Source organism: Nonomuraea sp. ATR24, from assembly GCF_041950485.1.
Classification (GTDB): domain Bacteria; phylum Actinomycetota; class Actinomycetes; order Streptosporangiales; family Streptosporangiaceae; genus Nonomuraea; species Nonomuraea ceibae.
The window spans coordinates 180,384-205,236 of the sequence record NZ_JBGNUU010000005.1; the positions used below are offsets into that span (position 1 = coordinate 180,384).

Sequence of the window (24,853 nt, forward strand, 5' to 3'; positions counted from 1 at the left end):
GAGCGCATCAGCGTTTCCGCGCCGCCTCATCGCCGTGATCCGCCCCGCAGGTCGGTTCGACGCGTGCCGGCCAGAAGGGGCTCGTCGGCGAGGTAGGGCGGGGCGGGCTCGTACTGGATCTCGCGGCGGACAGCACGCGCGTGGTCTCGACCATGGAGGCGGCCGACGAGCCAGAGCGCGGCGTCGATGCCGGCGGAGACGCCCTGGGTGGTGAGCAGGTTGCCGTCCACGACGTAGCGGGCGTCGCGGACGACGGTGACGTCCCCGCGCGCCTGGAGGGTGTCCTCGTAGTTCCAGTGGGTGGCCACCCGGCGCCCGCGGGCGGGACCGGCGGCGTGGAGCAGGAAGGCGCCGGTGCAGACGCTCATGACCCAGGAGGCCTGCTCGGCAGTCTTGGCGATCCAGCCGGTGACGGCCGGGTTGTGCGGCTGGATTTCCCGGGCGCCGCGCCCGCCCGGGACGAGCAGCACGTCCAGCGGCGGGTGGTCGCCCAGGGTGCGATCGGGCCCCACATGCATGCCCTTGCTGCACTGGACCGGGTCGGGGTGCTCGGCGATGAGCAGCGCGGTGTCGATGCCGCCGCGCAGGATGGCCGAGGTGGTGAAGACCTCCCAGGGGCCGGCGAAGTCGAGCTCTTCGACGACGTCGAAGATCAGCAGTCCGTACGTGGTCACAGGTGTTCTCCCGTCGTGGTTCGGAATCGGTCGCGGTGGTCGGAGGGCGTGACGCCCAGGCAGCGGTGAAAGCCGCGCCGCAGGGTCTCGACGGTGCCGAAGCCGTAGCGGCGGGCGATGACATCGAGGGGTCCGCCGCCGTACTTCAGCGCCCGCTTGGTCCTCCTCCACCCAGGCCGGCGCGAGGTCCATGCCCGTGGTCGCCCCCGCTGCGGATCACGGGTGACCGTGGCGGACGAAGGCGGCGGGGTACTCCCGCGCGAGCCGTAATCACGAAGGCGATGCGGTGTGGGTGCACGGCACCACGTTCCGGCCCAAGGATCGATGGCGTCAACGACACATACCCCACAAATCACGTCATCCGCCTCCCCCGCCGGTGCCCACCAAGGCTGAATTACCTGGGCAAACGCCGACACGGCGGCTGCGATCCTCGGCTTTCAGAAAGACTGAAGGCTCTCTAAGCTTCAGGCTGCCTGATGGTTGGAGAAATTCATGATCTGTACTCGATCAGCTTTGCGGCCGGGAGCGTGACGGCGTGCGCATCCTGCGGATGGCGGCCACCGCCGAGGCCGTCTCGCTCACGATCCTGCTCATCAACCTGCTCACGCTCCACCTCGAAACGATCACGAGCGTGGCGGGGCCCGTGCACGGCCTGGCCTACGTGACCGTCATCGCCGCCGCCTCACTGGCGCGAACCCCGTCCGGCGTGCGCCTGCGCGCCCTCATTCCAGGGGTGGGCGGCCAGCTCGCCCTCCGTCACCTACGCGCCACACAGAATGGATGATCTCCGTGGAGGACGGACTTTCTGCCCTTACCCCATACCGGTCCCTTTGCCCTCGAAACAGCCTCAGCGGGCAGCCCTTCGACCGGCGTCGTTCGCGCGCCGGACAGACCTGTTCGGCCGGCTGCACCGCCATCGCTTCACCGTCACCGGCCCCACCGTGGATGAGCATCCAGTAGACGCCGTCGGCACCCGCGCCGTCATCCTCGAAGTCCCCCTGCCCCCACAACCACCAGGGCCACCCCCACCTGCTGACTCCTGACCGTGACCCCCGCGACGGCGCCGGCCCGCCAGGACCCCGCGCGCCACCGCCGCATAGCCCGTTCGCCCAGGATTCATGCGCTTCGACCTACAAATCTGCCGCTCAGAGCTGTATCTGCCTGCACACCCCGGAAACGCAGAAGAGGCCCCGAAGGGCCTCTGAACTGCTGTTACTGCTGGCGGCAGATCACTTCGTACGTGACCCGGATCGAACCGGTAAGACTGCTTACATGTGAGCTTGCCTAGCCGATGACGCCGGTCCACATGCTCGCGGCGTTCCTGTAGACCACGTACAGCTCACTGTCGAAGTACGGCGATATGCCACTGTCATACCGGTTGTCGCCATCGGTGTCGGAGACGCTGACAGTGATGCCGTTGAGATGGCCGGTGCGGCTGCCGCTCGCATAACCGGTCAGCCACGAGGACCCGAGCGAGCCCTCCGCGGTGAACGGGGAGTTCGCGCCGATGGGACGGTCGGCCCGGAAGAGCGTGGTATTCATCGCGAAGGCCGAGCCTGTTGACCGTTCGAGCGTCCCACCCGTGTAAGGCAGGCTCCCGTCGGGATGGGGACCGGCGGGGTAGCCGAAGACGTCGACCGTCGGTGCGAGCGACTGGTTGATCGTTATCCCCTGGGCGCCGACGTTTTCGGCCAGCCTGCCGACGTTGCTCAGCACGCCTGGAGAGGCGAGGACGACACCGCTGTACACGTTGGCGAAGGCGTAATCGCGGTCGAAATCCCGAAGGCCCTCGAAGTCATGGTGAACAGAGGCCCGCTTCCCGACGTACAGGCCGAAGGGGATCTGACCATCGGAGTAGCCGGGCACGAAGACCCACTTGCCGAGCGAGCCCATCGGAGCCTCGATGTCCAGCAGGCAGTGACCTGCGGTCGCGACGAGGTTCCGATACAGAGAGTTCACCACTGTGCCGGTGCACCAGTGCGGCTCGCCGTCGCTGCCGATGAAGAACACCCGACCGGAGGCAGCAGGCGCCGACCCGTCAGGCAAGGTCGGCCCTTCCAATGGCGGGATGGAAGCCGGAGGACCGCCCGGAACGATGTCCGTGGTCAGGCGTTCCCCACCGGCCGTGGCCTGCACGGCGTACGGCGTGGCGTTCCTCAGGTTGGCGCCCCCGTCGTTGAGCCAGAACTTCGCGACGTCCTGAGCTTCCGCCGTCGTCTGAGCCAGCGGTTCCGCCCACACACTTGCTGCCTGTGCCGGCCCAGGAGCGACTGCGGAGCCCAGCACGCCCAAGCCAATGCCTAACGCGACCAGTGCACGCCGCAATGTGAATCTCCGTTCGGTCAGGGGCGTCATCGCGCCCCGCCAGGGTGGAGCGCCGACCGATCGACCGGGCCGGCGCGGACACCAAGATCGTAAGGACGATTCTGGCCGCATCCTAGAAGTTTTAGATCACATGTTCGATACAATGGCACTCGTCTTGCAAGACGTCTCTCTATAGCCCGGCGCGACCACCTGCCTCGGCCACCCCGGCGCCATCCAGGACGACACGGAGACGAACCCACGCCCACGGAGCCAGAACACCGAACGTCGGAGACCCAGCGGCAGAGCATGTCAGGCCATGGACAGCCACACGGACGGTCTAGGAGGCTCGCGGGCCAGACGAACCGCGCAGCGCAGAGATCGCCGCCCCAAGCACGGCGAGTACGGCACACGCGTCCGTCTCGGCGGCGACCGTCCCCCACGACATCGGCACTCACGAATCCCGGAATCAGTACCAGGGCGTCCACAGTCCGAGCAGGATGCGTGAACGCGGACACGACGAGAAAGCCCATCCCCGCGTTTCCGCTGCTACCAGGCCCCTTCCTGCTGTTGTGACGGGAGCAAGGTTCGAACTTGCGCCCTTCGACCCGCCCGATGGTGTGCTCAGCTTTGCCCGGGTCGTCGGGCGTCAAGTTGATCAGATCCCGCCTCAGCCTCCTACGGCCGATACGACGGACAGGGCTTCGCGATCAACCTGGAGCCCCGAGGCACCAGAAGATCTAGCCGAGCCGTCTTCGCACTGGCCGAAAACTTGACGGGGATCAAGCTGACAGCACAGCTGCTGGAGGAGTCGACCTATCTCTGTGCGGTCACGCCGAGCAGGGGCTGAGCAGATCATGGCCTCCTACCAGGAGAAACGCCCCGAGATCCATACTGGACATATTCCGGGAGCTTCGACAACAGCCCGCTCACGGCGGCATCCGGCTGCATGACCCCTGAAACGCAGAAAGGACCCCGAAGGGCCTCTGACCTGCAGCTACTGCTGGTGGCAGGTGCAAGGTTCAAACTGCGTAGGCTGAGCCGACGGTTTATAGCTCGTGACCTGTCGGGCAGCAAAACGGTCTTCCACCAGTGATGCAAGCGTGCATCTCGGTCGTGTAGCCCGTGATCATTGCACGTGTATGGCACGGCGGTCCGGGTGATGATCCCTAACAGGCCCGCCTCCGAGGAGCAGCTACTTAGGGGTTCGGGCTTACTGGTCTTCGAACCCTACGCACAGTTCAGACGCCGCCCAGACTTCGGAGCATCCTGTGCCTGACGACGTGACAAGTCATGAGACGCCATACCTGCGACTTCAGGTCGACTACGTCGGTCGTTTGGGGGTCGAGGTCGGCATCTTCGTCGCCGTCGACCACCTGCGACGCAAGAACTTGCTCACACCGGAGGAAGAAGAACTCTACTTCGACATCGACGACTGGTTCCGCGAGCACCTGCCCGAGCCGCCGTTCTATGCCGATGGGAACTCCATCGGCGCGATCACGTGGTTCAAGAGCGCCCCCACGGGCGCGATGCTCGCCCGTCTGGAGCCGTTGCGAGATCTATTGACGGTGCACGGAGTGCGATGCGACCTCGTACGCGCGAGCGACCCCGGCAAACTGATCTACGAGGACGAGTACCAGGTCGGCGTGATTCCCAGGATTAGAAAGCCGGTATCACCACTGCCAGCTGGTGTCACGCTTGGACCGACCACCTCGGGCTCCAAGCGGCACCTTGCCCGCCAGGCACCGGAAACCAGCTGACCCGATGGACTTGCCTCGGTTCGGAAGCGGACCGTAACCACGTTGTCCGGTGAGCCGTGCCGAGGAACGAAGCACGGATAGACGATCGCCCCCAGCTTTGTGCGGTGGCCCGCCATGCAGAGGCGGTCGTGAGGGCTGTATCTGCGCGGCGGCATGGCAACCACGGCCGAGGCGTTCGGTCAGTACGGTGAGGCCGTGCGGCGCCCGGCCCGCAGACCCGCGCCGTCCGGAACCGGCCTCCAGGCCGCACTCCCGGACGGCGGGCGGGCGGAGGGCCGGGGGTACGGCGGCGCGCCGCGCCGCCGCTTGACGCACTTGGCGGCATCTCGCGCCGGACGTTCTACCGCTGGCGTGAGATCGGCAAGGCACCTCAGGGCTTCAAGCTGCCCAACGGAGAGATCCGTATCTATCGCAGGAAACTCACAGCTTGGCTGGAAGACCTCCGGGAGGCGGCGTGAACACCTGCTACGACGTGAAGTTCTGGCCGATCACCCGGAACGAGTCCAGCAAGACGCCGTCCTTCGTCGCCCGGGCCTTTCGACGTTGAGAGGCGGCAGCATCCCACATACAGCCCCGATCATGGGCGCCCATCTGAGGAAACGCCCCAGATCCATCCCGCGTATATCCCGTGACCACCGACAAACGGCCGCTCAGGGCTGCATCTGGTTGCACACCCCTGAAACGCAGAAGAGGCCCCGAAGGGCCTCTGACCTGCAGCTACTGCTGGTGGCAGGTGCAAGGTTCGAACTTGCGTAGGCTGAGCCGACGGTTTTACAGCTCGTGACTGTTCTTGGCGATTCACGGCCGCTGACCTGGGAGCATAGTGGGCTCTATGCCGAGTAAGACCTTGATCATTGCACGCATATTGCACGCCTCCTGAGGTGCCCACGCCGTAGCCAGGTCACGACGAACGCCTCTGGCGGGGAGCACTCCGTCCTTGGTAATCGCCTCCGCGGCAGAGAGCCACCCGGTCACCAGAGCCCCACCGACCCGGACCGCGTGCTCTAGATTGTCGGCGTCGATCCATTCGAGAGAGCTGGTTGTCCTGTGTTCAGTGAGGTCGCTAAGCGTTACGCCGAGCTGGTTAGCCGGATGCCGTGGGAAAACCTGGCGTGCACGGTGACGCTTCCTGACCATGGCGTGATGACGGTCGAAGACGCGGTGCGCCGGCTCGGGCTGGATGTCGCCATCCTGCGCGCTGCGAGAGAGGTCGAGCCCAACGACCTCGAACTTCAGCAAGTCGGCTCGGGCGTCGTCACATGGTCGAACAACCCTTATCCCGATGGCAGGGAGATGACGGATCGACTCGGGGGTGAAGGATTCCGGCACTGGTATCTCAGTGACGACATCCAGGGCAACACCACCCTGTATGCCTCCTATGGAGAGAGCGACGGGCAGCTTCATTTTCCCGAACCTGATTGGTTGCCCTTCATTCCCTGGACCGAACAGATCGGGCCGCTGGCGCCCTACGCGGACAAGTTCGCTGCCGTCTACGACACATGGTCGGGCGAACCCGAGACTTGGTCGGACGACCCCGAGGTATCGGTGCTGGGCACGTGTCTTGCGGTGATCGAGTTGGAAAGCGGCATTCGTCTGGACAAGGAGATAAGCAGGGGCCCGAGGACATACGTGCCGATGCCCACGTGACCCCGGAAGGTTGCTGCGGCCGTAATGGCGACACAATGATCAACCATATGGCTCGGTGGGCCAGGGCTGAGGAACGAAGCTCTGGACCTTCGATCGCCCCCGACCATATGCGGCGTCCAGCCATGCAGTGGCGATTGTAGGGCTGTGTCTGTGCGGCGGCGCGGCAACCTCGGTCGGTGCGTTCGGTTCGTACGGCGGGGCCGGCGTGCGGTGCCCGGCCCGGTGTCCCGCCGCCGTCCGGGACCGGCCCCCAGGCCGCACGCCCGGACGGCGGGCGGGCGGAGGGCCGGGAGTACGGCGGCGCGCCGCGCCGCCGCTTGATACCTATGAGCCCGATTCGGCAACAGCGAAGCCTCGAATCCGAACATCTCACTGCGGATATTCGACGAATCCCCCTAAGGGCGCAAGACAACATCACTCCGCCAGGACGTATCTGGACAGGCCACTAGCCCACTTTCCGGCAACCCAAAACGCGCCACCAGACATTCGAACACATAGCTGACTTGTGGCGCCGAAGGCAACTCCATTCGTCTGCCTCAACCTCATTGTGACTATTTGGATCTAGGCAATCAGCTACATCTGACGTAGGTTCGACAACGTGCATCTGATCAACTCTGGAGATCCTGAAGCGGATGGCGGCCCTCTGCTCGGAAGGGAACCCGTTGAAGATGCCGGCAGCGACACGGCTAGATGGTATGAGTTCCAGTATGCCTGCGTTGCACGCCACTGCTTGGATATGGCAGTACAAGACACAGCGCTTTCCTGGATTTTATGCGAATGGCATACAGATTATGCGCTTGGCTGGCAGAATGGCGATGTGTCATTGGTCAGCGTGAAGCATCGTGAAGCCAACTCGGGCTATTGGACCGTTCCACGAATGTTTTCTGATGGCGGCCTGAAGAGTTTATTTGATAGGTGGAAGGAGTGCGGCAAGCCGCAAGAAAGCAGATGGGTGACCAATGGCGGTCTTGATGCGGAGTGTCGGGACTTACAAGCCGCTTGCGCTGAAGCTAGCAATACGGCCATAGGAGCTCTCTCTCCATCACTAGCCTCTCGCTTCAACACGAGCACAAACTTGGCTCAAGAATTCCTGGCCACACTTCGCATTGTAAACACGATGCCCCCCAGTGAATTCATTCGAGTCATCGACATCGATGGGGCAGCACGGCCGATATTGGCGAGGCTGAACTTTTCTACCGAAGCAGCAGAAGACGTATATGACTCAATACTGAATCTAGTACGCGAGGCCGCTAAGTCACTCGGTAAGACACCGGAACCCTGGCTACTCTCGACGCGGGGCGCATTGGATGCAGCTGCTCAGATACGAGAGAAGCGAAAGCGCCGCACTATCACTCGAGAAAATGTCATGGCATCTATCCGCCGAGCCTCCGTTCGTAGCGCTACCGTGTTACCCCACACTGGTCAACCAACAACAAGGCTTGTGAAAAAGCTTAAGGCGGGAGAGATAGTCCCTTCGACTCAAGCAGCAGCGCGGAGGTCAAGACGCGACTGGACAGAGTACGAACGGGGAACCTCAATTCCAATCCCGGGCGACCCCATAGGCCTCGACTTTGCACGCCTGCGAAGCCGGATCACAGCCGAAGCAGCTGAAGCGCAACGTGCTGCCCAGAATGGCGGCGAACCGTACGGCAACCGGATGCTAGACGATGTCCGTAGTCGAATCGCATTGATATCTCGCAACCTCCCGCCAGCGTACGCGATTGACACCTACCTGCTCATGGGATTGGTGTATGACCTAACGGCCCATTGCGAAATCTGGTGGTCAGCAGAGTTCGAGGTTGATGACGCACTAGAAGGCGAAGCGTCATGAGTGCCATAGCGCGAAGCGCCGTAAGCACAATGGCAGGGCAGGACTATCACATCGGCCGCTTGCTCATCATTTTGCGGCACTTCGGGTCCAGATCCATACTCAAAGGTTTGACAAAGCTCGCAAAGCTTGACTTCCTGCTACGGTACCCGGCCTTCACGGACACGCTACTTGCGACTCGCGGCGTCTCTTGGCCGATTGGAGCACAACCCAGCGTCGAAGAGATGGAGGCAGTTGAGAGTCGCATGATCAGATTCAAATATGGACCATGGGACGAGCGCTATTACGTCCTTCTGGGAACACTTGTAGGATGTGAGCTAGCCGAGGTTGCCAAAGACCGCAATTCCTTGACGATGCGTCTCACTCCAGCGGGGATGGAACGAGCCGCTGAGATTGCGTCCTCCAGAGAGTGGCAGATCGTCGATCTTCGCGCCGAGATGCTGAAGCAACACTTCGACAAATCTGGATCTACCCTCAAAAAGATCATCTACCAAGAGTTGCCCGAGGTCGTCAATCGCCCCCACCGCATGGAGATCTGAATCATGGGCGTACGATTCATTATCGAAAGTTTGGCCATAAGGACAGCTAGCGCAAGCGCAACATACAACTTCGCATCCGGCGTTACTGCGGTAACAGGGCCGCTAGGTAGCGGCAAGAGCAGCATGCTCGAGTTGATTAAATTTGCCTTAGGGGGACGAGCAAAGGTCATGCCAGCCGTGCGCGATAACGTGCAGGTGGTTATTTTAACGCTCCGGATAGGCAATCAGAGGCTTGAACTTTCGAGATCACTAACCAGCCGGCTCATCGATATAGTCGATAAGAACACCAATCAGCGGCTTAACAGCTGGGCCACGACAAATAGAAGGAACGTTCCGCGGGCCGGCCAAGAGCTGTTGTCCGCCATTGGGTTTCCGAGGGACCTCAGGGTTCCCCAAGCCCGGAAGAGGCCTTCGGGAAAGACGATCCCTGTCAGTTTTTTTGATGTCTATCGATATCTCTATCTGGAACAGAACAACATCGATCGCAGTGTCGTCGGACATGATGATCGCGACCTCAACGTGAAGCGCCTCGCAGTATTTGAACTGCTATACAAGTTGACGAACCCGAGAATCTTGGAGGTTGCTTCTGAGCGCACGAAGTTCGTCCAATTATCCGAGAAAAACAAGAGCGCAGCCCGCAATGTCGCAGACTTCTTGGCAGTAAGCAACGAGCTAGACCCGCAGTTGATCGAAGCCGAGCGAGCGCGGGCCGAAGAGTCCAGGCGAGTTGCATACGAGAGGTTAGATGGACTTCGAGAAGGCAGTGTCGCTCCAACTGCTGGCTCGGGCCCGGAGCTTGAGCTGGCTCGACTACGGAAACGCATATCCGCTCTTGAAACAGAAAAAGATATAATAGAAAAGAACCTGGCGAAAGACCAGAGCGTCCTGGCTCAGCTTGCCCTAGATGAGCAAGTCATTGCTCGCGAGGAAGCAGCGTCAACCACCCTGTCCGGGCTCGAGTTCACTAGATGTCCGCGTTGCTTGCAGAGCATCAGAGAACGTGATGTGGATGCAGGATGTTGCATTCTGTGCGTTCAGCCCCAGCCCGTCCAGCCCGGCTCTAAGGCGGCTATCGAACTTAAGCGAATCGCGGATCAACGTAAGGAAACCCAAGAACTGCTCGACGAGGACCGCACATATCTCGATTCTATCAATAGAGATATATCGCAGGCGCAGCGTGAGCTGACATCAGTGTTTGAGCGCGCACGAGATCGGTCCAGACAACCAGGAGATCCGCTTTTTGACGAAGTCGTCGACGTTTCACGAATGGCAGCAGAAGCCGACGCTAGAGTCGAACGGCTTGCTGCTGCTCAGGCAAGGTGGGCATACTATCGAGAGCTTCTTCAGGTTGCCGATGAGGCGGACGAGCAGGTTCGGCAGCTGGAAGCCGAAGAGCGGGATTTGAGGCTTGATCAAGAAGAAGGCTTCCAGAGACTTAATGATCTATCGGAGACATTCAATGAGATTCTAGGCAGCTTGCGCGACCCCTGGTACAGAGAGGCTCATATAGATAAGGAAGATTATCTACCCGTCGTAGACGGCGAGCATTTCGATATGCTTAGCGTTGGCGGTGCCCGCAAGACTCTAGTCAACCTAGCTTACCATCTTGCCAACCTGAGCATGGCAATATCTCATCGGAGTGAGGTTCTTATGCCTCCTCTTTTGATCGTAGATAGCCCCCGCAAGAATGTCGGTGAAGGCGGGCTGGATCGAGACGTCGTCGAAGCAATTTATCGCCGTTTGCGTACGCTACAAGATGCCTCTGGCGATGCCTTTCAGCTGATTATTGTCGATAATCAGCTGCCTTCATCAGCGCGGCTATGGATACAGCAGGAGGTGTCACTAACCTACGATCAGCCCTTTGTCCCCGGTGTGCTCCATCCGGGCGAAGGGGTAGAAACGCTCGATAGTGGCGTAGCTGTGGAATTGGGATAGGCCGGAGGTCGGCTCTACATGCGGAGCGGCCCGCTGCCCAAACGCTAAGCCTCCTCAGCTACAACATTGCGATGGTCTGTCTCAGCTGCTGCGATTGTCGTAGGTTCGTCACGTCAGCACCGCGTGAGCGCACGGTCGTGCCCGTAAATCTGAGACACATATACCAGTAGAGGCGTGGAGGGGTACCTTTGCGGTATGGATGGTGACGCTGAACTGACGCGATGGTTCGTGCACGGCGAGAGGCTGATTTACGACAACCGCTGGATCCGACTTGGGCTCGCCGATGTAGAGATCCCTGGCGGGGAACGATTCGAGCATCATGTGGTGCATCTGGATCGTGCCGCAATTGCGGTAGTGCTTGATGAGCACGATCGCGCGTTGCTGATGTGGCGACATCGGTTCGTATTCGATCGATGGGGCTGGGAGCTTCCCGGCGGGCTGCTTGAGGCGGGTGAGGATCCGTTGGTCGCCGCTCTGCGAGAGGTGGAGGAGGAGACCGGGTATCGGCCGAAAGGCTTGGAGCATCTGGTCTCGTATCAGCCGATGGCGGGGATGGTTGACTCCGAGCACATCCTGTTCGTGGGACGTGGGGCCGAGCTGGTGGGCAAGCCTGAGGGCGAGGTGGAGGCCGACCGGATCGAGTGGATCCCCATGAGTGAGATTCCCGGCATGGTGGCACGCGGGGACATCTGGACGTCGGGGACCTTGGTCGGAGTGCTGCAAGCTCAGGTGTGGCTCAACAACCAAGACCGCGGTTGACGGCCTTGGCCAGGTCGTTGATGCGACGGCGTTGCCGGCGGCTGCCGGTCATGGTGGCCAACTGTTGGGCTCGCTGAATGTGGGGCTGGGCGGCTTCGGGGTCTCCGGCGGCGAGCAGGGCGTGGGCGAGGTCGCAGCGGACGCCGGACTCTGCGCGGTTGTAGGTGCCGTCCATCCCGGCCAGGGCTGAGCGCAGGTCCTCGGCGGTGGCGGGGTCACCGAAGCGGACCAGGCAGTTGCCACGCCAGCGGGCCAGGTGGTGGATGTTGATCGATAGGTAGGGCATGTCCGGGTCGGCGTCCCCGCCGGGGAGCAGCGAGACGGCCTGATCTAGGGCGCGGCGGCAGGTGGCCTCATCGCCCAGGACGGCGGCGGCTTCCGCTTCGGCGGATGAGAGCCAGGTCCTGAGTCGGGCGGGTACGCAGGTGTGATGCTGGGCGTGCACGTGCTGAAGGAGCTCCATCGCCTCAGCAGGCCGGCCAAGTTCCATCAGGACATAGGCCTGTTCGCCGGAGACGTAGGCCAGGACTGCGGGGTCCTCGGCTTCGTAGGCGGCGGCCCTGGCCTGTTCGTAGTGGTGCCAGGCGTCCTTGAGGGCCAGGGCGTTGATTGCCTGCCATCCGGCCAGGGAGGCGGTCTCGGCGAGGAGGTGGGCGAGTTCGGCGCGCATGCCGGGGCGTACGGCGTGACAGTGTGCACGCTGGATCTGGGAGATCTGTGCGCGCATCTTGTCCGCGATGGCCACTCCCCCGAACCGCCGGTCCAGGAGACGCAGGTTGTTGGTGTCGGTGCGCAGGATCATGACCGTGGTCGGGTCGATGGTGGCCGTGCTGTCCAGCAGTTCGGCAAGTTCGCGGGCCTGGTCCTCGTGCTCGTCGTCTTCTTCATGGGCCTGGGGTGTACCGGCGAGCGGGGCCAGGCCGAGGAGCATGCGGGCATGATCGGGCAGGCGTAGGCCGTTGGCGACGCGCTCGATGACGGCGAGCTCCTTGATGCAGCCACCACCGTTGAGGATCTTGTTGACGCGAGGCTGGCCTAGACCGGTGGCGGTGCCGATGCGGACCTGGCTGGCGCCGTATTTACGGGCGATCCTGAAAAGTCCGGCAATGTCGCGGTTCTTGAGTATTTCCCGGGTTTCGTCCTGATCCCAGACGGCGGCGGGTAGCTCAATTGGGTCGAACGCGCCATTTTGCATTTCGGACCTCCGGCTTTCCGTGGCCGGGATGATGTCGTGCTCCGCCGTGGAGCCTATATGCGCTCGTGCTATATCAGCGTGAGATAGGTCTGAAAAGCATGGACATTCATGCTGACCGGCATGACAACGCCAGTTAGATGCACAGAGTGCGAGGGGCGAGGCTGGAAGATCGTCACTCGTCGCGGCCACGTGACCGCCTCCGGGCTGGGCCTGGCCGCGTCCGCTCAGGAGGACTGCCTTTCCTGCACAGGCACCCCTGAGACGCCGCGCGAGGGCTTCTCCTGGGCCATCCGCGTTCTCACCGAGAACGGCGAAGTCGCTGGCCCGATGGGGTGGAGCGCGTTCCAGGCAACCGCGATGGACGAGCTGCGCACCGCGATGCGTGCCATGCCGCGTGAGGCCTCGATCCAGGGCAGCATCCGGCACACCTTCTACGACTTCGGCGCCGGTGAGAGCGCCCAGTCGCAACGCGAGATCTTCCGCGCGTACGTGGATCCTGCCGGTTCGGTGCGCTTCGAGCGGGTGGAGAAATGATCTCCCCGGCCGTGGTCACTTTGGATCCATGCCGGTCAGCGGAAACACTCCGCGACGCTTTGCAGCGAGGCGGCATCAACTCCGACGTTCACGACGGTTACGGGCTGGCATTGGTTTCGGTCCGGGTGGGCTTGGTCGTGTGGTGTGACGGCGAACGTTTTTGGTGGCGTACCGGATGGAATGCCGATCGCCGCCGCGTCATTTACGCCTGGCACCCGGCGTGTGATCCTCTCCGGGCGGCTCGCCGAATCGCCATGCGGTACGTCGAGCTGCGCGCCCAGCACCACCCGATCACCTCACACTGCGCCGGCACCTTGGCGGAGCCGTTGTGAACCGGATCGGCTGGCGGGCCACCATCGTGAGCACCCTGCACAGCCACGCGCGCGTCCGGGCCAACGGCGCTGCGCTGGTAGGCCGTGAGGGCGTAGTGGTCGCGGTGCTCCGTAATGGCACGGCGGCCCTCGTCCAGCTCGATGAGCAGCCGTTCGATCTGCCCGGCGGTGCCCAGCGCTGGCCGCTGCAATGGGACGACCTCGACCTCAAGGAGCCGGTTGAGCTGGCCGCGGCTCCCCTGGACTACGTGGCCGGCCTGTCATTCGGGCGGGTGCACGCCGTCATCATCCCCGGCACGAAGGCCGCTCTCTGCTCGGCTCCGGTCGGGCCGCTGCCGGTATGCGGCTGGTCGGTGAGCTTTTCCCCTAATGCCTCCAGGGCTTGCCCCGAATGCGTAGCCGTGCTTACGGACCGCTGAGTTAGATCCTGCTCGCTTATGAACGCGGGCCGCTGACAGGCCTTGGCTCAGCCGGTACTGTGCTTATGCGCACAAGTGGAAGAGTGAACGGGCGGTTGAGATGGGCATGGATTTCGCCCCACCTAAATACGCGCAGGTCATGCGGACGATTCAGGACCGCATCGAGTCGGGCGAGTACGCCCCTGGTGACATGCTGCCGTCCGAAACCCAGCTCGTGCGCGAACTCGGCGTGGGCCGGACCACCGTCGTGCGCGCGTTGCAGACCCTCGCCATGCAGGGATGGATCGAACGGGAGCACGGGCGTGGCTCGTTCGTCAAAGGCCGTCCGCAGAGCGCGGCCGACCGGGTACGTCCCAGCCTGACGACAGCAGAGCAGGGTGAGAGCCCGGATGCGGTCCTTGAGGCCGGAAGGGTTCCGGCTCCCCGCCATATCGCCCGGTTGCTCGGCGTCGCCGAGAAGACTCCCGTGGTCGTACGCAAACGGCTCGCGCGGCAGGCCGATGTGATTTCGGCGGTAGAGACCGTCTGGGTCCCGCTGGAACACGCCCTCGGCACCGACCTGGACAAGCCCGAACCCTTGCGGCGCGGCATCCGCCAGCACCTCCAGGTCGTCAAGCACCTGCGCTTCGACCACATCACCGAGCGGATCAACGCCCGCCCGCCCACCGAGGAAGAGGCCGAGTTGCTCGGCTCGTCCGGGCCGGTCCTCGGCGTGCTGGCTACCGTGCACGACCCAGCCGGCAACGCGCTGATGGTGATCAGCCTGGCCCTGCCGGGGAGCCTGCACGAGCTCGAAGATGTCTTCAAGGTGAGCTAACTCTTACCTGCCTCTTACCGCTTATCCACTTGTGCGGACGGGTTGCGATCACCTACTCTCAACTCATGCGGACAAGTGGACGAGCGTACGAATGGCCGTCCCTGTTGAAAGGAGGAGTACGCATGGCAATCCAAGGACCGATCCCGGTCAGCTTCGAGCAGGCGTTCCCGCACGGCTGCTTCATCGTCGGCGAGGTCGAGCAGGTCAAGAACTTCGAGGCCTCGACCGGCGGCAAGACCGTCTACGCGCGGGACAAGACGACCGGTGAGCCGATCTGGCAGGTCCCGGTCATGGACGGCGACCCGAACCTCAAGGCCGGGCAGAAGACGATCGCGGTCAAGATCCTGTCGGAAACCGAGCCCGTCGCCCCGCCCGCGCTGGCCGGCCTGCCGATCGCGCCGGTCGAGTTCACCGGCATGACCATCACGCCATACGTGAACCCGGCCGGACGGCTGGCCTACTCCTACCGGGCGACCGGCATGAAGCCCGCCCGCCCGAAGCAGCAGACCGCACCGGCCGGTAGGGAGGCGGCGGCGTGAGCTCCGGGCCGTACACCTACGTCACGTTGTCGATGCGGCCGGGCTCCGAGCCCCATCTGGCCATCTCGTTCTACACGCCGGGCCTGCGGGTCAGCGCCGGGATGCTGTTCAACGACCCGCGGCCGTACCTGGAGATCCGTTCGCGTGACGCGGACCTGCACATCTCCACTACCGGAGCCGGGCCGGTCACCCGCGCCGACCTGGACACCGCCCGCGAGATCTTCAACGCCGCCGCTCGCTACCTGGCCGACTGCGAGCGCCTGCACGCCGAACAGTCGGCCACCGACCAGGCCACCCCCGGGGCGGCCTGACCAGTAAGGCGGGGCCGCCAGAAGCGGCAACTTCCGGCGGCCCCCTTGTTCTCCCGCGACTTCCACATCAACGAGGAGGTGTCCAGCTTATGTTCAAGCGCCTACCTGGCGACGAGGCGCACAACCTCGTCTCCACGACCCCGGACACGGCCGTCGTCTTCCGCCCGGCCGTCGTCACCACTCCCGCCATCCTCACCCTGATCATCCTCGCCGGACGTGTCCTGGCCGGGCTGGTCCGGATGACCTGGCGGCACCCCATCGCCACGCTCGCCGTCGTCGCTCCAGGCGTGTTCACCATCTTGTACGGCTGGCAGACCGCGCTTCTGCTCACCGCACCCACCCCGGCAGGACTCGCGGCCTGGGCGCTGACGGACCGGGACTCGTTCGTCCGGCTGGTCGGGCGTCGGCTGCAAGCCTGGTGGCGGCTCATCTGGATCTACCAGCGGCACTGGCAACCCGTGATGATCGTCTCCGGCCTGGGCAGGCACATCCGGGGACGCGACTACCTGCCCCGCCTCGTCATGGTCACCTGCACCCCGTGGGCGGACCTGGTGACCGTGCGCATGCTCAAGGGCCAGGCGGTCAAGGATTGGGGCGATCGCATCGACCACCTCGCCCAGGGCTTCGGCGCCGTCTCCTGCCGGGTCGCGCTGACCCACTCCGGACGGCTGACGCTGACCTTCCCGCGCCACGACCCGCTCGCCGTCCCGATCCCATCGCGTCCGCTGCCGGACGTGGCCACCGTTGAGGCGATCGAGGTCGGAAAGCAGGAGGACGGACAGCCCTGGCTGCTCAAGGTCCACGGCACTCACGTGCTAGTGGCAGGCGCGACCGGGGCCGGCAAAGGCTCGATCCTGTGGTCCGCGATCCGCGGGCTCCTCCCGGCCGTAGGCGAGCGCCTGGCCGAACTGTGGGCTCTGGATCCCAAGCTGATGGAACTGTCCTACGGCCGAGATCTGTTCGGGTCACGCTACGCCGCCACTCCGGAAGAGTGCGCCGACCTCCTCGATGAGGCCGTGAGCATCATGCAGAAGCGGGCCGCTAGGTTCGCCGGACTCCAGCGCAACCACACGCCCACCGTCGATGACCCGTTCATCCTGGTCGTCGTCGACGAGGTGGCGTTCCTGACCGCGTACCAGACGGACCGCCAGCTCAAGCAGCGCATCTCCGCTGCGCTGGCCACGCTCACCACCCAGGGCCGCGCGGTCGGCGTCGGCGTCCTGGCGGCACTCCAGGACCCCCGCAAGGAGGTCATGAACATCCGCAACCTCTTCCCCGACAAGATCGCTCTACGGCTGGACGAGTCGGAACAGGTGGACATGGTCCTCGGCGACGGTGCCCGCGACCGGGGCGCCCTGGCAGACCACATCTCCCCCGTCCCCGAACTCGGCGCGGGCATCGGCTACGTCCGGCTGGAGACCAGCCCCGAACCCGTCCGAGTCCGCGCGGCCTACGTCTCCGACAACGACATCCGCTCCATGGTCGCCACCTACGGGAGGGCGGCATGAGGATCTGCTTCCACGGCACCGCCGACGAACTCGACCTGGTGACGGGCCGCCCGCTCATGGTTCTCCTTACGGCCCGGGACCTGCCCCGCATGCGGGTCTTCGAGCTCTACCAGGCCCGCGTGCTCGCCCACCCCTACGACGGCCGGTACCGGCTGTGCGCGGAGATGGCCGAGACGGAGGTGCGCCCCGATGCGTGACCTGACCTACCTACTGGAAGGGCTACGCTGCTCGACCTGCCAGTCCGACAACACGCTCTGGCTCGACCTGGAGCCGGGCCTCGTCGAGTGCCGCGAATGTGGCCAGGGCGCGCTCATCGTCCCCGACGACGGGGAGGAGCAGTGACCTACGACCGCGCTCTGCCCCGGGCCGAACGGCTGAGGATGCCGTGGGCGCGTGACGTCGCTCTGGAGGTCGCCAAGCAGTACGGCGTGTGCATCCGCCCCGTCGCACTCAAGCGCATCGACCTCCAGACCGGGCAGAGCGAGATCTTCGACGTGCCCTGCGGGGCCACGCGAGAGGCCGTCTGCCCGCCGTGCGCCAAACGCAACCGGCAACTCCGCATGGCCCAATGCCGGGAAGGCTGGCACCTCGACTACGAACCGGCCATCACCCCGGACGAACCGAACGACGAACAACGCTGGCTGATCGAGTTCCGCGCCGACATGCAAGCCCGCAGGGACGCCGCCGAGCAGGCCGGCGAGGACACCACCGACCTGAACGCGGTCCTCTCCGGCCTGGACGACGAGATCAACGCAGCCGGGATGCGCGGCAACGTCCTCGGCCGGACCACGCCCAAGCGCACCCGATCAACCCGGCGTCGGCAGGACGCTCCAGACCTGCCCCGCCGCAAGATGGCCAGCACGACGCTCGGCCGGACGTTCACCAGCTCGGACGGCAAGGTCTACCGGCCTTCGCTGTTCGTCACGCTGACCCTGCCTAGCTACGGCAAGATCCGCGACGGCGTCCCGATCGATCCCGAGACCTACGACTACGCTCGCGCGGCCCGGGACGCGCTGCACTTCTCCAAGCTGGTCGATCGCTTCGTGCAAAACCTCCGCCGGGTGGCGGGCTACGACGTGCAGTACTTCGCCTCCGTGGAGCCCCAGAAGCGGCTCGCCCCGCACCTGCATATCGCGATCAGAGGCACCTTGCCACGCGCGGAGATCAAGCAGATCGCGGCGGCCACCTACCACCAAGTGTGGTGGCCTCCAGCCGATCAGGCCCTCTTCGACGGCGAACACCTGCCCGTCTGGGACGAGCAGACCGGTTACATCGATCCCGCCACGGGCGAGGTCCTGCCGACCTGGGACGAGGCCCTCGACCAGCTCGACACCAACGACACCGCCGAACCCCTCCACGTGATCCGCTTCGGCACTCAGGTGGACGTGCAAGGCGTCCTGGCCGGCACTCCCGACGCCGACCAGTGCATCCGATACCTGTCCAAGTACCTGACCAAGTCACTCGGCGAAAGCCTCGACGCCGACGACCAAGCGCGCCGCGATCACGCCGCCCGCCTGACGGAAGCCCTGCGGTTCGAACCCTGCTCGCCCACCTGCGCCAACTGGCTCCGCTACGGCATCCAGCCCAAGGACGCCAGAGCCGGGATGACCCCGGGCCGCTGCCGTGGCAAGGCCCACAAGCCAGAACACCTCGGCTACGCCGGGCGCCGAGTCCTGGTCTCACGCAAGTGGTCGAACAAGACTCTGGCCGAACACAAGCAGGACCGCCGTACGTGGGTCCTGGAAGCACTCGGCCAGGCCGACCAGCCATCAGACCCACACCGATACGCCTGGAAGCCCGTCCCGGCCGGAGACGCCAACGTGCCGCCGCTGGCCGTACGGCTCCTCCGCACCGTGGCCGAACGCCAACGATGGCGAGCCCACATGGCCCAACTCGAAGCCCAAGCAGCAGGTCAAGGTCTTCCGGCAATCGAAGGGAGGGCGGCATGAAGGACGACAAGCTGATGACGGTCCCCGAAATCCTCGACGCACTCGGCGGCATCTCGCGCCGGACGTTCTACCGCTGGCGTGAGATCGGCAAGGCACCCCAGGGCTTCAAGCTGCCCAACGGCGAGATCCGCATCTATCGCAGCGAACTCACAGCTTGGCTGGAAGACCTCCGGGAGGCGGCGTGAACACCTCCTACGACGTGAAGTTCTGGACGATCACCCGGAACGAGTCGAGCAAGACGCCGTCCTTTGTCGTCCGCTGGAAGGTCGGCGGTCGGCAGAAGTCGAAGACCCTCAGGACCAAGGCGCTCGCGGAGAGTCTCCTGTCCGACCTCCGGCAAGCGGCCAAGCGTGGCGAGCCGTTCGATATGGAGACGGGTCTCCCCCTGTCCATGTTGCAGGCCAAGAGCGCCCGTACGATCTTCGACTTCGTCCGGGCGTACATAGAGATGAAGTGGCCTCACGCGGCGGCCAAGACCCGGGACAGCATCTCGGACGCCCTGTCCACGGCGCTTCCCGCCCTCGTGAAGGACCGTCCCGGACGCCCTGACGTCGAGCCGTTGCGGTCGGCCCTGCGCAAGTACGCGCTCCTTCCCGAGAGCAAGCGGCCTGCTGCTCCCCCGGACGCGGCACGGGTGATCCACTGGCTCGAAGGCGCCTCGCTCGATCTGACTGCCCTCGGCGAGGCCAAGACCGTCCGGCTGGTGCTCGACGCCATCGCGCTCCGCCTCGACGGCAAGGCCGCCAGCGCCAACACGATCCGGCGCAAGCGGGCTGTCCTGCACGCGCTTCTGGAGTACGCCGTAGAGCTGGAAGAGCTTTCGGCAAATCCGCTGCACCGAATCAAGTGGAAGCCGGCCAAGACGACCGAGACCGTAGATCCACGAATCGCGGTGAACCCTCGGCAGGCACAAGAGCTGCTGACCGCGGTGACCTACGTAGGCAGGCGGGGGCGAGGCCGGCGGCTCATGGCCCTGTTCGCCTGCATGTACTACGCGGCTCTTCGCCCCGCCGAAGCCATCGCCCTCCGCAGAGAGGACTGCGATCTTCCGGCAACCGGCTGGGGACGCTTCCTCATCGACGTATCCCGCCCTGAGGTCAACAGGCAGTGGACAGACACCGGGGACGCGCATGAAGAGCGGGGGCTGAAGCATCGTGGACGTGACGATGTGCGTCCCGTCCCCATCCCGCCGACTCTGGTGAAGATTCTTCGGCAACACATCGAGGAGTTCGGCCTTGGTCCGGACGGACGGCTCTTCCAGAGCGAGCGCGGCGGCGTCGTCGCCTCGACGGCTTACACGGAGGTCTGGCAGGAAGCCCGCAAGCTCGCCTTGACGCCCTCCCAGGTCACCTCTCCGCTCGCCAAACGGCCGTACGACCTCCGGCACGCGGCCGTCTCCCTCTGGCTCAACGCGGGCGTCTCAGCTCCCGAAGTGGCCGAGAGGGCAGGCCACAGCGTGGATGTCCTCCTGCGGGTCTATGCCAAGTGCATCGACGGCCAACAGGAGATCGCGAACCGCCGGATAGCCGACGCCTTGGCGGCCTGACGTTGCCTCTCACACACACCGAGCCCCGGATGATCTCCGGGGCTCGGTTGCGTCTCCAGGGGTACATCGACCCGCGAAAGCCGACTCCGACCAGGGAAAACGCGTCCAAGATCATTGCGCGTATATTGCGTGACCAGCGACAAACGGCCGCTCAGGGCGGCATCCGGCTGCATGACCCCTGAAACGCAGAAGAGGCCCCGTAGGGCCTCTGACCTGCAGCTACTGCTGGTGGCAGGTGCAAGGTTCGAACTTGCGTAGGCTGAGCCGACGGTTTTACAGACCGCTCCCTTTGGCCACTCGGGCAACCTGCCGTGCCATCCGCTCTCGCGGCGACAGAAAGAAGGATAGCGGACTTCGGAGGTGTACGTGACACCGGTTTGTCCCGCGCCGGATCTTGGCCTGGCGCACCGCCGAAACCCGGTCGGCCGGGCGACCCGGGGACGGGGGCCGGGGTCGGATCCTGCACGGCGGGCAGATGCTGGCTAGGCTCATCCGCTGGGCCCGTGTTCACCGGGCACGGAGGCAGATGTCCCAGATGACACCCAGCAGCTGAGAGGATGTGCGCTTTGGCCGATTCATCTTTCGACATCGTCAGCAAGATCGACCGGCAGGAGGTCGACAACGCGCTGAACCAGACGGTCAAGGAGATCGGGCACCGCTTCGACTTCAAGGGGACCGGGGCGGCCATCAGCTGGTCCGGGCAGAACAACATCGAGATCAAGGCGAACAGCGAGGAGCGGGCGAACGCCGCGCTCGACGTGTTCAAGGAGAAGGTGGTCAAGCGCGGCCTGTCTCTCAAGATTCTCGATGCGGGCGAGCCGAAGCTGTCCGGCAAGGAGTACCGGATGCTGGTCAGCCTCAAGGAGGGCATCGACCAGGAGCAGGCGAAGAAGATCTCCAAGCTGATCCGCGACGAGGGGCCCAAGGGCGTCAAGGCGCAGATCCAGGGTGAGGAGCTTCGGGTCAGCTCGAAGAAGAAGGACGATCTTCAGGATGTCATCACCCTGCTCAAGGGTAAGGACCTGGACATCGCCCTTCAGTTCGTGAACTACCGCTAGCGAGGGTGGCAGAACGCGCTGCCCGGTGGGGAGGCGCGTTCCGCCCAGCGAGGTCTTTCCGCCAGCGAGGTCTTCCCGCCCAGCGCCCTGGCGGCCCCTTCCCGCCTACTGGCCTGTCGATGCCGTCCCCGCCTCACATCAAGGCCGCCGCATCATGGCCGCCGCCCGGCGTACCGCCTAGGCAGGCTGCTTGGGGGCTGCTCGCATGCCGATGTACGCGCACTCGGTGCCGTCCGGGAGGGTCGCGAAGATCACCGGCATCCAGTCGTCGCTGAACGACGCGCCGGCCGCCTCGGCGGCGAAGACCGTGTCCGTCACGGGGACCAGGTCCGCCTCCAGCGGCGGGGAGAAGTTCTTCATCCCACCGACGAACTCATACACAAGGTGCCCATCAGCATCAACGGTGATATCCACCCCCTCACGCTGATATTTCCCAGCAAACCGTGAAAAATCCACCGCGACCGGCTCCACCGGCGGCCCGAACGGCTCCGGCATCCGCACCCCCGCCAACTCCCCCAGCAGCTCCGCGAACAGATCCGCGTAGAGCCGCCGCGCACCCCCGCCGTTCGTCAGCAGCGCCACGGCCACCCCGGCCCCCGGAACCGCCCGAAGGTACGCGTACTGCCCGATGGACGCCCCGTCGTGGCCGAACCCCGGCACGCCGGACCAGTCGTACAGCGTCCACCCGAGCCCCCACGCGTCGGCGCTGACGGTCCACTTGTCCGGCACCTCGACCTCGCGCCGCTGCATGGCCGCGACCGTCGCGGGCGCCAGCACGCCGGCGCCGCCCGCGACGTGCATGCCGGCCAGCCTGACGACGTCGCCCGCGGTGGCGATGACCCTGCCGTACGGGCCCGCTGACCTGGGCATGAGGTCCCAGGCGGGGGCGGGCTCCGGGTCGGCGCCGAGGTGGCCCATGGCGGCGCGGAACCGCAGCGCCTCCTCGGGCAGCGTCATCGTGCTCGTGAGCCCGAGCGGGGTGAGGAGCCGGTCCTTCAGCGCGTCGTCCCAGGTCTGGCCGGTGAGCACCTCGACGATGCGGCCGAGCACGTTGTAGCCGACGCTGCTGTACGAGACCGCGATCCCGGGCGGGCAGTCGAGCGCGACGCCCCGGGCGGCTCGGACGTAGCGGGCCAGGCAGTCGTCACCCCGGCCGCCGTCGTAGGTGAAGTCGCAGGTCAGGCCGGAAGTGTGGCTCAGCAGCCGCCGAGGGGTGATCAGCGGGGTGGCCGCCGGGTCGGCGGTGGCGAAGTCGGGCAGGACGTCCAGTACGGGCGCGTCGAGGTCGAGCGTGCCGGATTCGGCCAGTTGCATGATGAGCGTGGCGGTGTAGACCTTGGCGATCGAGCCGAGCTGGAACACCGAGTCGGTGGTCGCCTCCACGCCGGTGCCCAGGTGGAGCAGGCCGCTGGCCAGTTCGTGCACCTGGCCGCCGGTGAGCACGGCCAGGGTCGCGCCGGGCACGCGGTGGGCGGCACGCAACTCGTCGAGGCGAGCCTGCCAGCGCGCGTGGTCGAACTGCTGGGCGTTGTCGAAATGCTGGGTGCGGTCGAAACGCTGCGCAATCATGAAATATCCCCCCAAGGGCGTCAGTGAGTGGCGGTCAGTTCTTCCGTGGAACCAGCGGCTGCCGCCGCCGCGCCCCGGCGGTCCCGTAGCAGGGCGAAGGCCAGGACGGCGGCCGCCAGCGCGCCACAGGCTCCCGCGACGAAGCTCAGCGACATGGCCCCGGTGAACGCCTCGCGAGCGGTGTCCACCAGCCCGCCGTCGCCGGTGCGGGCGGCCACGGCGAGCGCGTCGCCGATCGACCGGCGCGCCTGCTCCGGCGCCGATTCGGGCATGGTCGCGGTGAACGTCCCGGCCAGGACGCTGCCCAGCGCCGCCACGCCGAGCGCCGCACCCGCCTGCTGGACGGTGTCGTTGAGCGCCGAGCCGACCCCGGCGTGCTCCGGCGGGACGGCGCCCATGAGCGCCGCGATGGCCGCCGGCTGGGCCAGGCCGCCGCCGATCCCGAACAGCACCAGCGCGACCGCCACCATCCCGAACCCGTCGTCGGCCGACAACGTCGCCAGCACCGCGAACCCGGCGACCAGCACGAGCAGTCCGGCCACGGTCAGCGGCCGGTTGCCCAGCCGCTGGCCCAGGGTGGCCGCGACGGCGTTGACGAGGATCACGGCGAGCGCCATCGGCGCCATGGCGAGCCCGGCCTGGGTGGGCGTGAAGCCGAGCACGAACTGCAGGTACTGGGCCATGGCCAGCAGCAGCCCGCCGTTGCCGATCTGGACGAGCACGAGCGAGAGGCTGCCGCCGCTGAAGTTGCGGTCGCGGAACAGGTGCAGCGGCACCATCGGGTACGGGGTCCGCAGCTCCCAGATCACGAACGCGGCCAGGCCCAGCACGGCCGCGGCCAGCCCGGCCAGGGTGCCGGGGTCGCCGAGGCCGCGGTGCGGCAGCTCGATGATGAACCAGACGAGCGCGGTCAGCCCGGTCACGGACAGGATCGCGCCGATCGGGTCGGGCTTGCGCCACGGCCCCTTGGACTCCGGCATCCAGGCCAGGGCGGCGGCGATGGCGATGACCACGACGGGGACGTTGATGAGGAACACCGATCCCCACCAGAACTCGGCGATCAGCGCGCCGCCCACGACCGGGCCGCCGACCAGGCCGACCATCAGCACGGAGCTCCAGATCGACATGGCCCTGCGCCGTTCGCCGTCGTCGAAGACGGTGATGAGGATCGACAGCGTGCTCGGCATGACGAGGGCGCCGCCGATGCCCATCAGCACGCGTCCGGCGATGAGCTGCCCGGGGCTGGCGGCGTACGTGGCCAGCAGGGACGCCACGCCGAAGAGCACCAGGCCGATGATCATGACGCGGCGCCTGCCGTAGCGGTCGGAGAGGCTGCCGGCGGTGAGCAGGAGCCCGGCGAAGACCAGGATGTAGCCGTCGATGATCCACTGGATGTCCTGGGCGCCGGCGCCCAGGTCCTCGGTCAGCGGCGGGATCGCCACGGTGAGCACGCCGTTGTCGACGACCAGGACGAGCGTGCTCAGGCAGAGCACCAGCAGGATCAGCCAACGCCGTGGATGACGCTCCATCAGGAGCACCCCCTTCTGATTGAACGGTGTGCAGTTAGCATTGCACAGTGTTCAGTTCTTGCACAACGTCCAATGACTCGCACAGTGTGCAAACGCTCGCTAAG

General features: G+C 65.2%; 26 protein-coding genes and 1 tRNA gene. 20 read left to right on the top strand and 7 right to left on the bottom strand.

The genetic code is table 11. From position 1 onward, the window contains the following. Positions 1–26 precede the first annotated feature (26 nt). Positions 27–674 carry a DJ-1/PfpI family protein gene (locus ACBI99_RS15040; protein WP_375072521.1) on the bottom strand — a complete coding sequence of 216 codons (648 nt, stop codon included), beginning with the start codon at positions 672–674 and terminating at the stop codon, positions 27–29. Positions 675–1,209: 535 nt separating this feature from the next. Here ACBI99_RS15040 and ACBI99_RS15045 point away from each other — a divergent pair. Then, positions 1,210–1,458: a DUF3817 domain-containing protein gene (locus ACBI99_RS15045; RefSeq protein WP_357584580.1), complete on the top strand. Its 249-nt coding sequence runs from the start codon at positions 1,210–1,212 to the stop codon at positions 1,456–1,458. Positions 1,459–1,958: 500 nt separating this feature from the next. On the opposite strand, the gene ACBI99_RS15050 is transcribed toward ACBI99_RS15045, so the two are convergent. Further along, on the bottom strand, positions 1,959–2,915 hold the full coding sequence (locus ACBI99_RS15050) for a trypsin-like serine peptidase (protein ID WP_375072522.1): 957 nt from the start codon (positions 2,913–2,915) through the stop codon (positions 1,959–1,961). A gap of 775 nt (positions 2,916–3,690) precedes the next feature. Between ACBI99_RS15050 and ACBI99_RS15055 the strand changes: the two genes are divergently transcribed. The 7 genes from ACBI99_RS15055 (at position 3,691) to ACBI99_RS15085 (ending at position 11,443) form a co-directional block, all read left to right on the top strand. Then, positions 3,691–3,825, top strand: a complete 135-nt coding sequence (locus tag ACBI99_RS15055; RefSeq protein WP_375072683.1) for a DUF6461 domain-containing protein — start codon at positions 3,691–3,693, stop codon at positions 3,823–3,825. A 421-nt stretch (positions 3,826–4,246) separates the two neighbouring features. After that, a complete protein-coding gene (locus ACBI99_RS15060; protein ID WP_219509274.1) occupies positions 4,247–4,735 on the top strand; it encodes a hypothetical protein in 489 nt (162 codons plus the stop codon). A 1,047-nt stretch (positions 4,736–5,782) separates the two neighbouring features. Then, positions 5,783–6,382, top strand: a complete 600-nt coding sequence (locus ACBI99_RS15065) for a hypothetical protein (RefSeq protein ID WP_375072523.1) — start codon at positions 5,783–5,785, stop codon at positions 6,380–6,382. 598 nt (positions 6,383–6,980) lie between these two features. Further along, positions 6,981–8,213 carry a hypothetical protein gene (locus ACBI99_RS15070; RefSeq protein WP_375072524.1) on the top strand — a complete coding sequence of 411 codons (1,233 nt, stop codon included), beginning with the start codon at positions 6,981–6,983 and terminating at the stop codon, positions 8,211–8,213. A 107-nt stretch (positions 8,214–8,320) separates the two neighbouring features. Continuing rightward, positions 8,321–8,749 carry a hypothetical protein gene (locus ACBI99_RS15075; protein WP_375072525.1) on the top strand — a complete coding sequence of 143 codons (429 nt, stop codon included), beginning with the start codon at positions 8,321–8,323 and terminating at the stop codon, positions 8,747–8,749. Positions 8,750–8,752: 3 nt separating this feature from the next. Then, positions 8,753–10,684 carry an AAA family ATPase gene (locus tag ACBI99_RS15080; RefSeq protein ID WP_375072526.1) on the top strand — a complete coding sequence of 644 codons (1,932 nt, stop codon included), beginning with the start codon at positions 8,753–8,755 and terminating at the stop codon, positions 10,682–10,684. A 195-nt stretch (positions 10,685–10,879) separates the two neighbouring features. Further along, positions 10,880–11,443 (top strand): NUDIX hydrolase, encoded by a 564-nt coding sequence (locus ACBI99_RS15085; RefSeq protein WP_375072527.1) that lies wholly within the window; start codon positions 10,880–10,882, stop codon positions 11,441–11,443. Here the strand turns inward: ACBI99_RS15085 and ACBI99_RS15090 are convergent. Beyond that, positions 11,421–12,638 carry an XRE family transcriptional regulator gene (locus ACBI99_RS15090; RefSeq protein ID WP_375072528.1) on the bottom strand — a complete coding sequence of 406 codons (1,218 nt, stop codon included), beginning with the start codon at positions 12,636–12,638 and terminating at the stop codon, positions 11,421–11,423. The two genes, ACBI99_RS15085 and ACBI99_RS15090, sit on opposite strands and share 23 nt — an antisense overlap. A gap of 108 nt (positions 12,639–12,746) precedes the next feature. Here ACBI99_RS15090 and ACBI99_RS15095 point away from each other — a divergent pair, with 108 nt between their 5' ends. Beyond that, positions 12,747–13,172: a hypothetical protein gene (locus ACBI99_RS15095; protein WP_375072529.1), complete on the top strand. Its 426-nt coding sequence runs from the start codon at positions 12,747–12,749 to the stop codon at positions 13,170–13,172. A gap of 35 nt (positions 13,173–13,207) precedes the next feature. Here ACBI99_RS15095 and ACBI99_RS15100 read toward each other — a convergent pair whose 3' ends face one another. Continuing rightward, positions 13,208–13,459 (bottom strand): hypothetical protein, encoded by a 252-nt coding sequence (locus ACBI99_RS15100; protein WP_375072530.1) that lies wholly within the window; start codon positions 13,457–13,459, stop codon positions 13,208–13,210. Positions 13,460–13,500: 41 nt separating this feature from the next. Between ACBI99_RS15100 and ACBI99_RS15105 the strand changes: the two genes are divergently transcribed. From ACBI99_RS15105 to ACBI99_RS15150, 10 genes are all read left to right on the top strand, one after another. Next, a complete protein-coding gene (locus ACBI99_RS15105; protein ID WP_375072531.1) occupies positions 13,501–13,923 on the top strand; it encodes a hypothetical protein in 423 nt (140 codons plus the stop codon). Positions 13,924–14,029: 106 nt separating this feature from the next. Then, positions 14,030–14,740, top strand: a complete 711-nt coding sequence (locus ACBI99_RS15110) for a GntR family transcriptional regulator (RefSeq protein WP_375072532.1) — start codon at positions 14,030–14,032, stop codon at positions 14,738–14,740. Between the two features lie 122 nt (positions 14,741–14,862). Then, positions 14,863–15,279, top strand: coding sequence for a plasmid replication, integration and excision activator (locus tag ACBI99_RS15115; protein ID WP_375072533.1), 417 nt, complete (start codon positions 14,863–14,865; stop codon positions 15,277–15,279). Beyond that, a complete protein-coding gene (locus tag ACBI99_RS15120; protein WP_375072534.1) occupies positions 15,276–15,590 on the top strand; it encodes a hypothetical protein in 315 nt (104 codons plus the stop codon). The genes ACBI99_RS15115 and ACBI99_RS15120 overlap by 4 nt, the downstream gene beginning before the upstream one ends. Before the next feature lie 89 nt (positions 15,591–15,679). Continuing rightward, entirely contained in the window at positions 15,680–17,098 is a 1,419-nt protein-coding gene (locus ACBI99_RS15125; protein WP_375072535.1) for an FtsK/SpoIIIE domain-containing protein, read from the top strand. Continuing rightward, entirely contained in the window at positions 17,095–17,295 is a 201-nt protein-coding gene (locus tag ACBI99_RS15130) for a hypothetical protein (RefSeq protein WP_375072536.1), read from the top strand. Before ACBI99_RS15125 ends, ACBI99_RS15130 begins: the two co-directional genes overlap by 4 nt. Continuing rightward, positions 17,288–17,440 carry a hypothetical protein gene (locus tag ACBI99_RS15135; protein ID WP_375072537.1) on the top strand — a complete coding sequence of 51 codons (153 nt, stop codon included), beginning with the start codon at positions 17,288–17,290 and terminating at the stop codon, positions 17,438–17,440. Before ACBI99_RS15130 ends, ACBI99_RS15135 begins: the two co-directional genes overlap by 8 nt. A 38-nt stretch (positions 17,441–17,478) precedes the next feature. Then, the gene (locus ACBI99_RS15140) at positions 17,479–19,047 is read left to right on the top strand and encodes a replication initiator (RefSeq protein ID WP_375072684.1); all 1,569 of its coding nucleotides are present in this window, start codon (positions 17,479–17,481) and stop codon (positions 19,045–19,047) included. Then, a complete protein-coding gene (locus ACBI99_RS15145) occupies positions 19,044–19,232 on the top strand; it encodes a helix-turn-helix transcriptional regulator (RefSeq protein WP_375072538.1) in 189 nt (62 codons plus the stop codon). Before ACBI99_RS15140 ends, ACBI99_RS15145 begins: the two co-directional genes overlap by 4 nt. Beyond that, positions 19,229–20,593: a tyrosine-type recombinase/integrase gene (locus tag ACBI99_RS15150; protein WP_375072539.1), complete on the top strand. Its 1,365-nt coding sequence runs from the start codon at positions 19,229–19,231 to the stop codon at positions 20,591–20,593. The genes ACBI99_RS15145 and ACBI99_RS15150 overlap by 4 nt, the downstream gene beginning before the upstream one ends. Positions 20,594–20,819: 226 nt before the next feature. Here ACBI99_RS15150 and ACBI99_RS15155 read toward each other — a convergent pair. After that, positions 20,820–20,904 (bottom strand) — tRNA-Tyr (locus ACBI99_RS15155). A 246-nt stretch (positions 20,905–21,150) separates the two neighbouring features. Between ACBI99_RS15155 and ACBI99_RS15160 the strand changes: the two genes are divergently transcribed. Next, positions 21,151–21,651 carry a YajQ family cyclic di-GMP-binding protein gene (locus ACBI99_RS15160; protein WP_219504645.1) on the top strand — a complete coding sequence of 167 codons (501 nt, stop codon included), beginning with the start codon at positions 21,151–21,153 and terminating at the stop codon, positions 21,649–21,651. A 177-nt stretch (positions 21,652–21,828) separates the two neighbouring features. On the opposite strand, the gene ACBI99_RS15165 is transcribed toward ACBI99_RS15160, so the two are convergent. Next, entirely contained in the window at positions 21,829–23,220 is a 1,392-nt protein-coding gene (locus tag ACBI99_RS15165; RefSeq protein ID WP_375072540.1) for a serine hydrolase domain-containing protein, read from the bottom strand. 20 nt (positions 23,221–23,240) lie between these two features. After that, the gene (locus tag ACBI99_RS15170; protein ID WP_375072541.1) at positions 23,241–24,749 is read right to left on the bottom strand and encodes an MFS transporter; all 1,509 of its coding nucleotides are present in this window, start codon (positions 24,747–24,749) and stop codon (positions 23,241–23,243) included. Positions 24,750–24,853 lie beyond the last annotated feature (104 nt).

What these genes read in the sequence shown, in the direction of transcription:
- ACBI99_RS15090 (WP_375072528.1), bottom strand. Translation starts at nt 12,638, where the DNA reads ATGCAAAATGGCGCGTTCGACCCAATTGAGCTACCCGCCGCCGTCTGG.
- ACBI99_RS15115 (WP_375072533.1), top strand. Translation starts at nt 14,863, where the DNA reads ATGGCAATCCAAGGACCGATCCCGGTCAGCTTCGAGCAGGCGTTCCCG.
- ACBI99_RS15080 (WP_375072526.1), top strand. Translation starts at nt 8,753, where the DNA reads ATGGGCGTACGATTCATTATCGAAAGTTTGGCCATAAGGACAGCTAGC.
- ACBI99_RS15135 (WP_375072537.1), top strand. Translation starts at nt 17,288, where the DNA reads ATGCGTGACCTGACCTACCTACTGGAAGGGCTACGCTGCTCGACCTGC.
- ACBI99_RS15145 (WP_375072538.1), top strand. Translation starts at nt 19,044, where the DNA reads ATGAAGGACGACAAGCTGATGACGGTCCCCGAAATCCTCGACGCACTC.
- ACBI99_RS15110 (WP_375072532.1), top strand. Translation starts at nt 14,030, where the DNA reads ATGGATTTCGCCCCACCTAAATACGCGCAGGTCATGCGGACGATTCAG.
- ACBI99_RS15125 (WP_375072535.1), top strand. Translation starts at nt 15,680, where the DNA reads ATGTTCAAGCGCCTACCTGGCGACGAGGCGCACAACCTCGTCTCCACG.
- ACBI99_RS15140 (WP_375072684.1), top strand. Translation starts at nt 17,479, where the DNA reads ATGCCGTGGGCGCGTGACGTCGCTCTGGAGGTCGCCAAGCAGTACGGC.
- ACBI99_RS15160 (WP_219504645.1), top strand. Translation starts at nt 21,151, where the DNA reads ATGTGCGCTTTGGCCGATTCATCTTTCGACATCGTCAGCAAGATCGAC.
- ACBI99_RS15095 (WP_375072529.1), top strand. Translation starts at nt 12,747, where the DNA reads ATGCTGACCGGCATGACAACGCCAGTTAGATGCACAGAGTGCGAGGGG.
- ACBI99_RS15130 (WP_375072536.1), top strand. Translation starts at nt 17,095, where the DNA reads ATGAGGATCTGCTTCCACGGCACCGCCGACGAACTCGACCTGGTGACG.
- ACBI99_RS15165 (WP_375072540.1), bottom strand. Translation starts at nt 23,220, where the DNA reads ATGATTGCGCAGCGTTTCGACCGCACCCAGCATTTCGACAACGCCCAG.
- ACBI99_RS15085 (WP_375072527.1), top strand. Translation starts at nt 10,880, where the DNA reads ATGGATGGTGACGCTGAACTGACGCGATGGTTCGTGCACGGCGAGAGG.
- ACBI99_RS15170 (WP_375072541.1), bottom strand. Translation starts at nt 24,749, where the DNA reads ATGGAGCGTCATCCACGGCGTTGGCTGATCCTGCTGGTGCTCTGCCTG.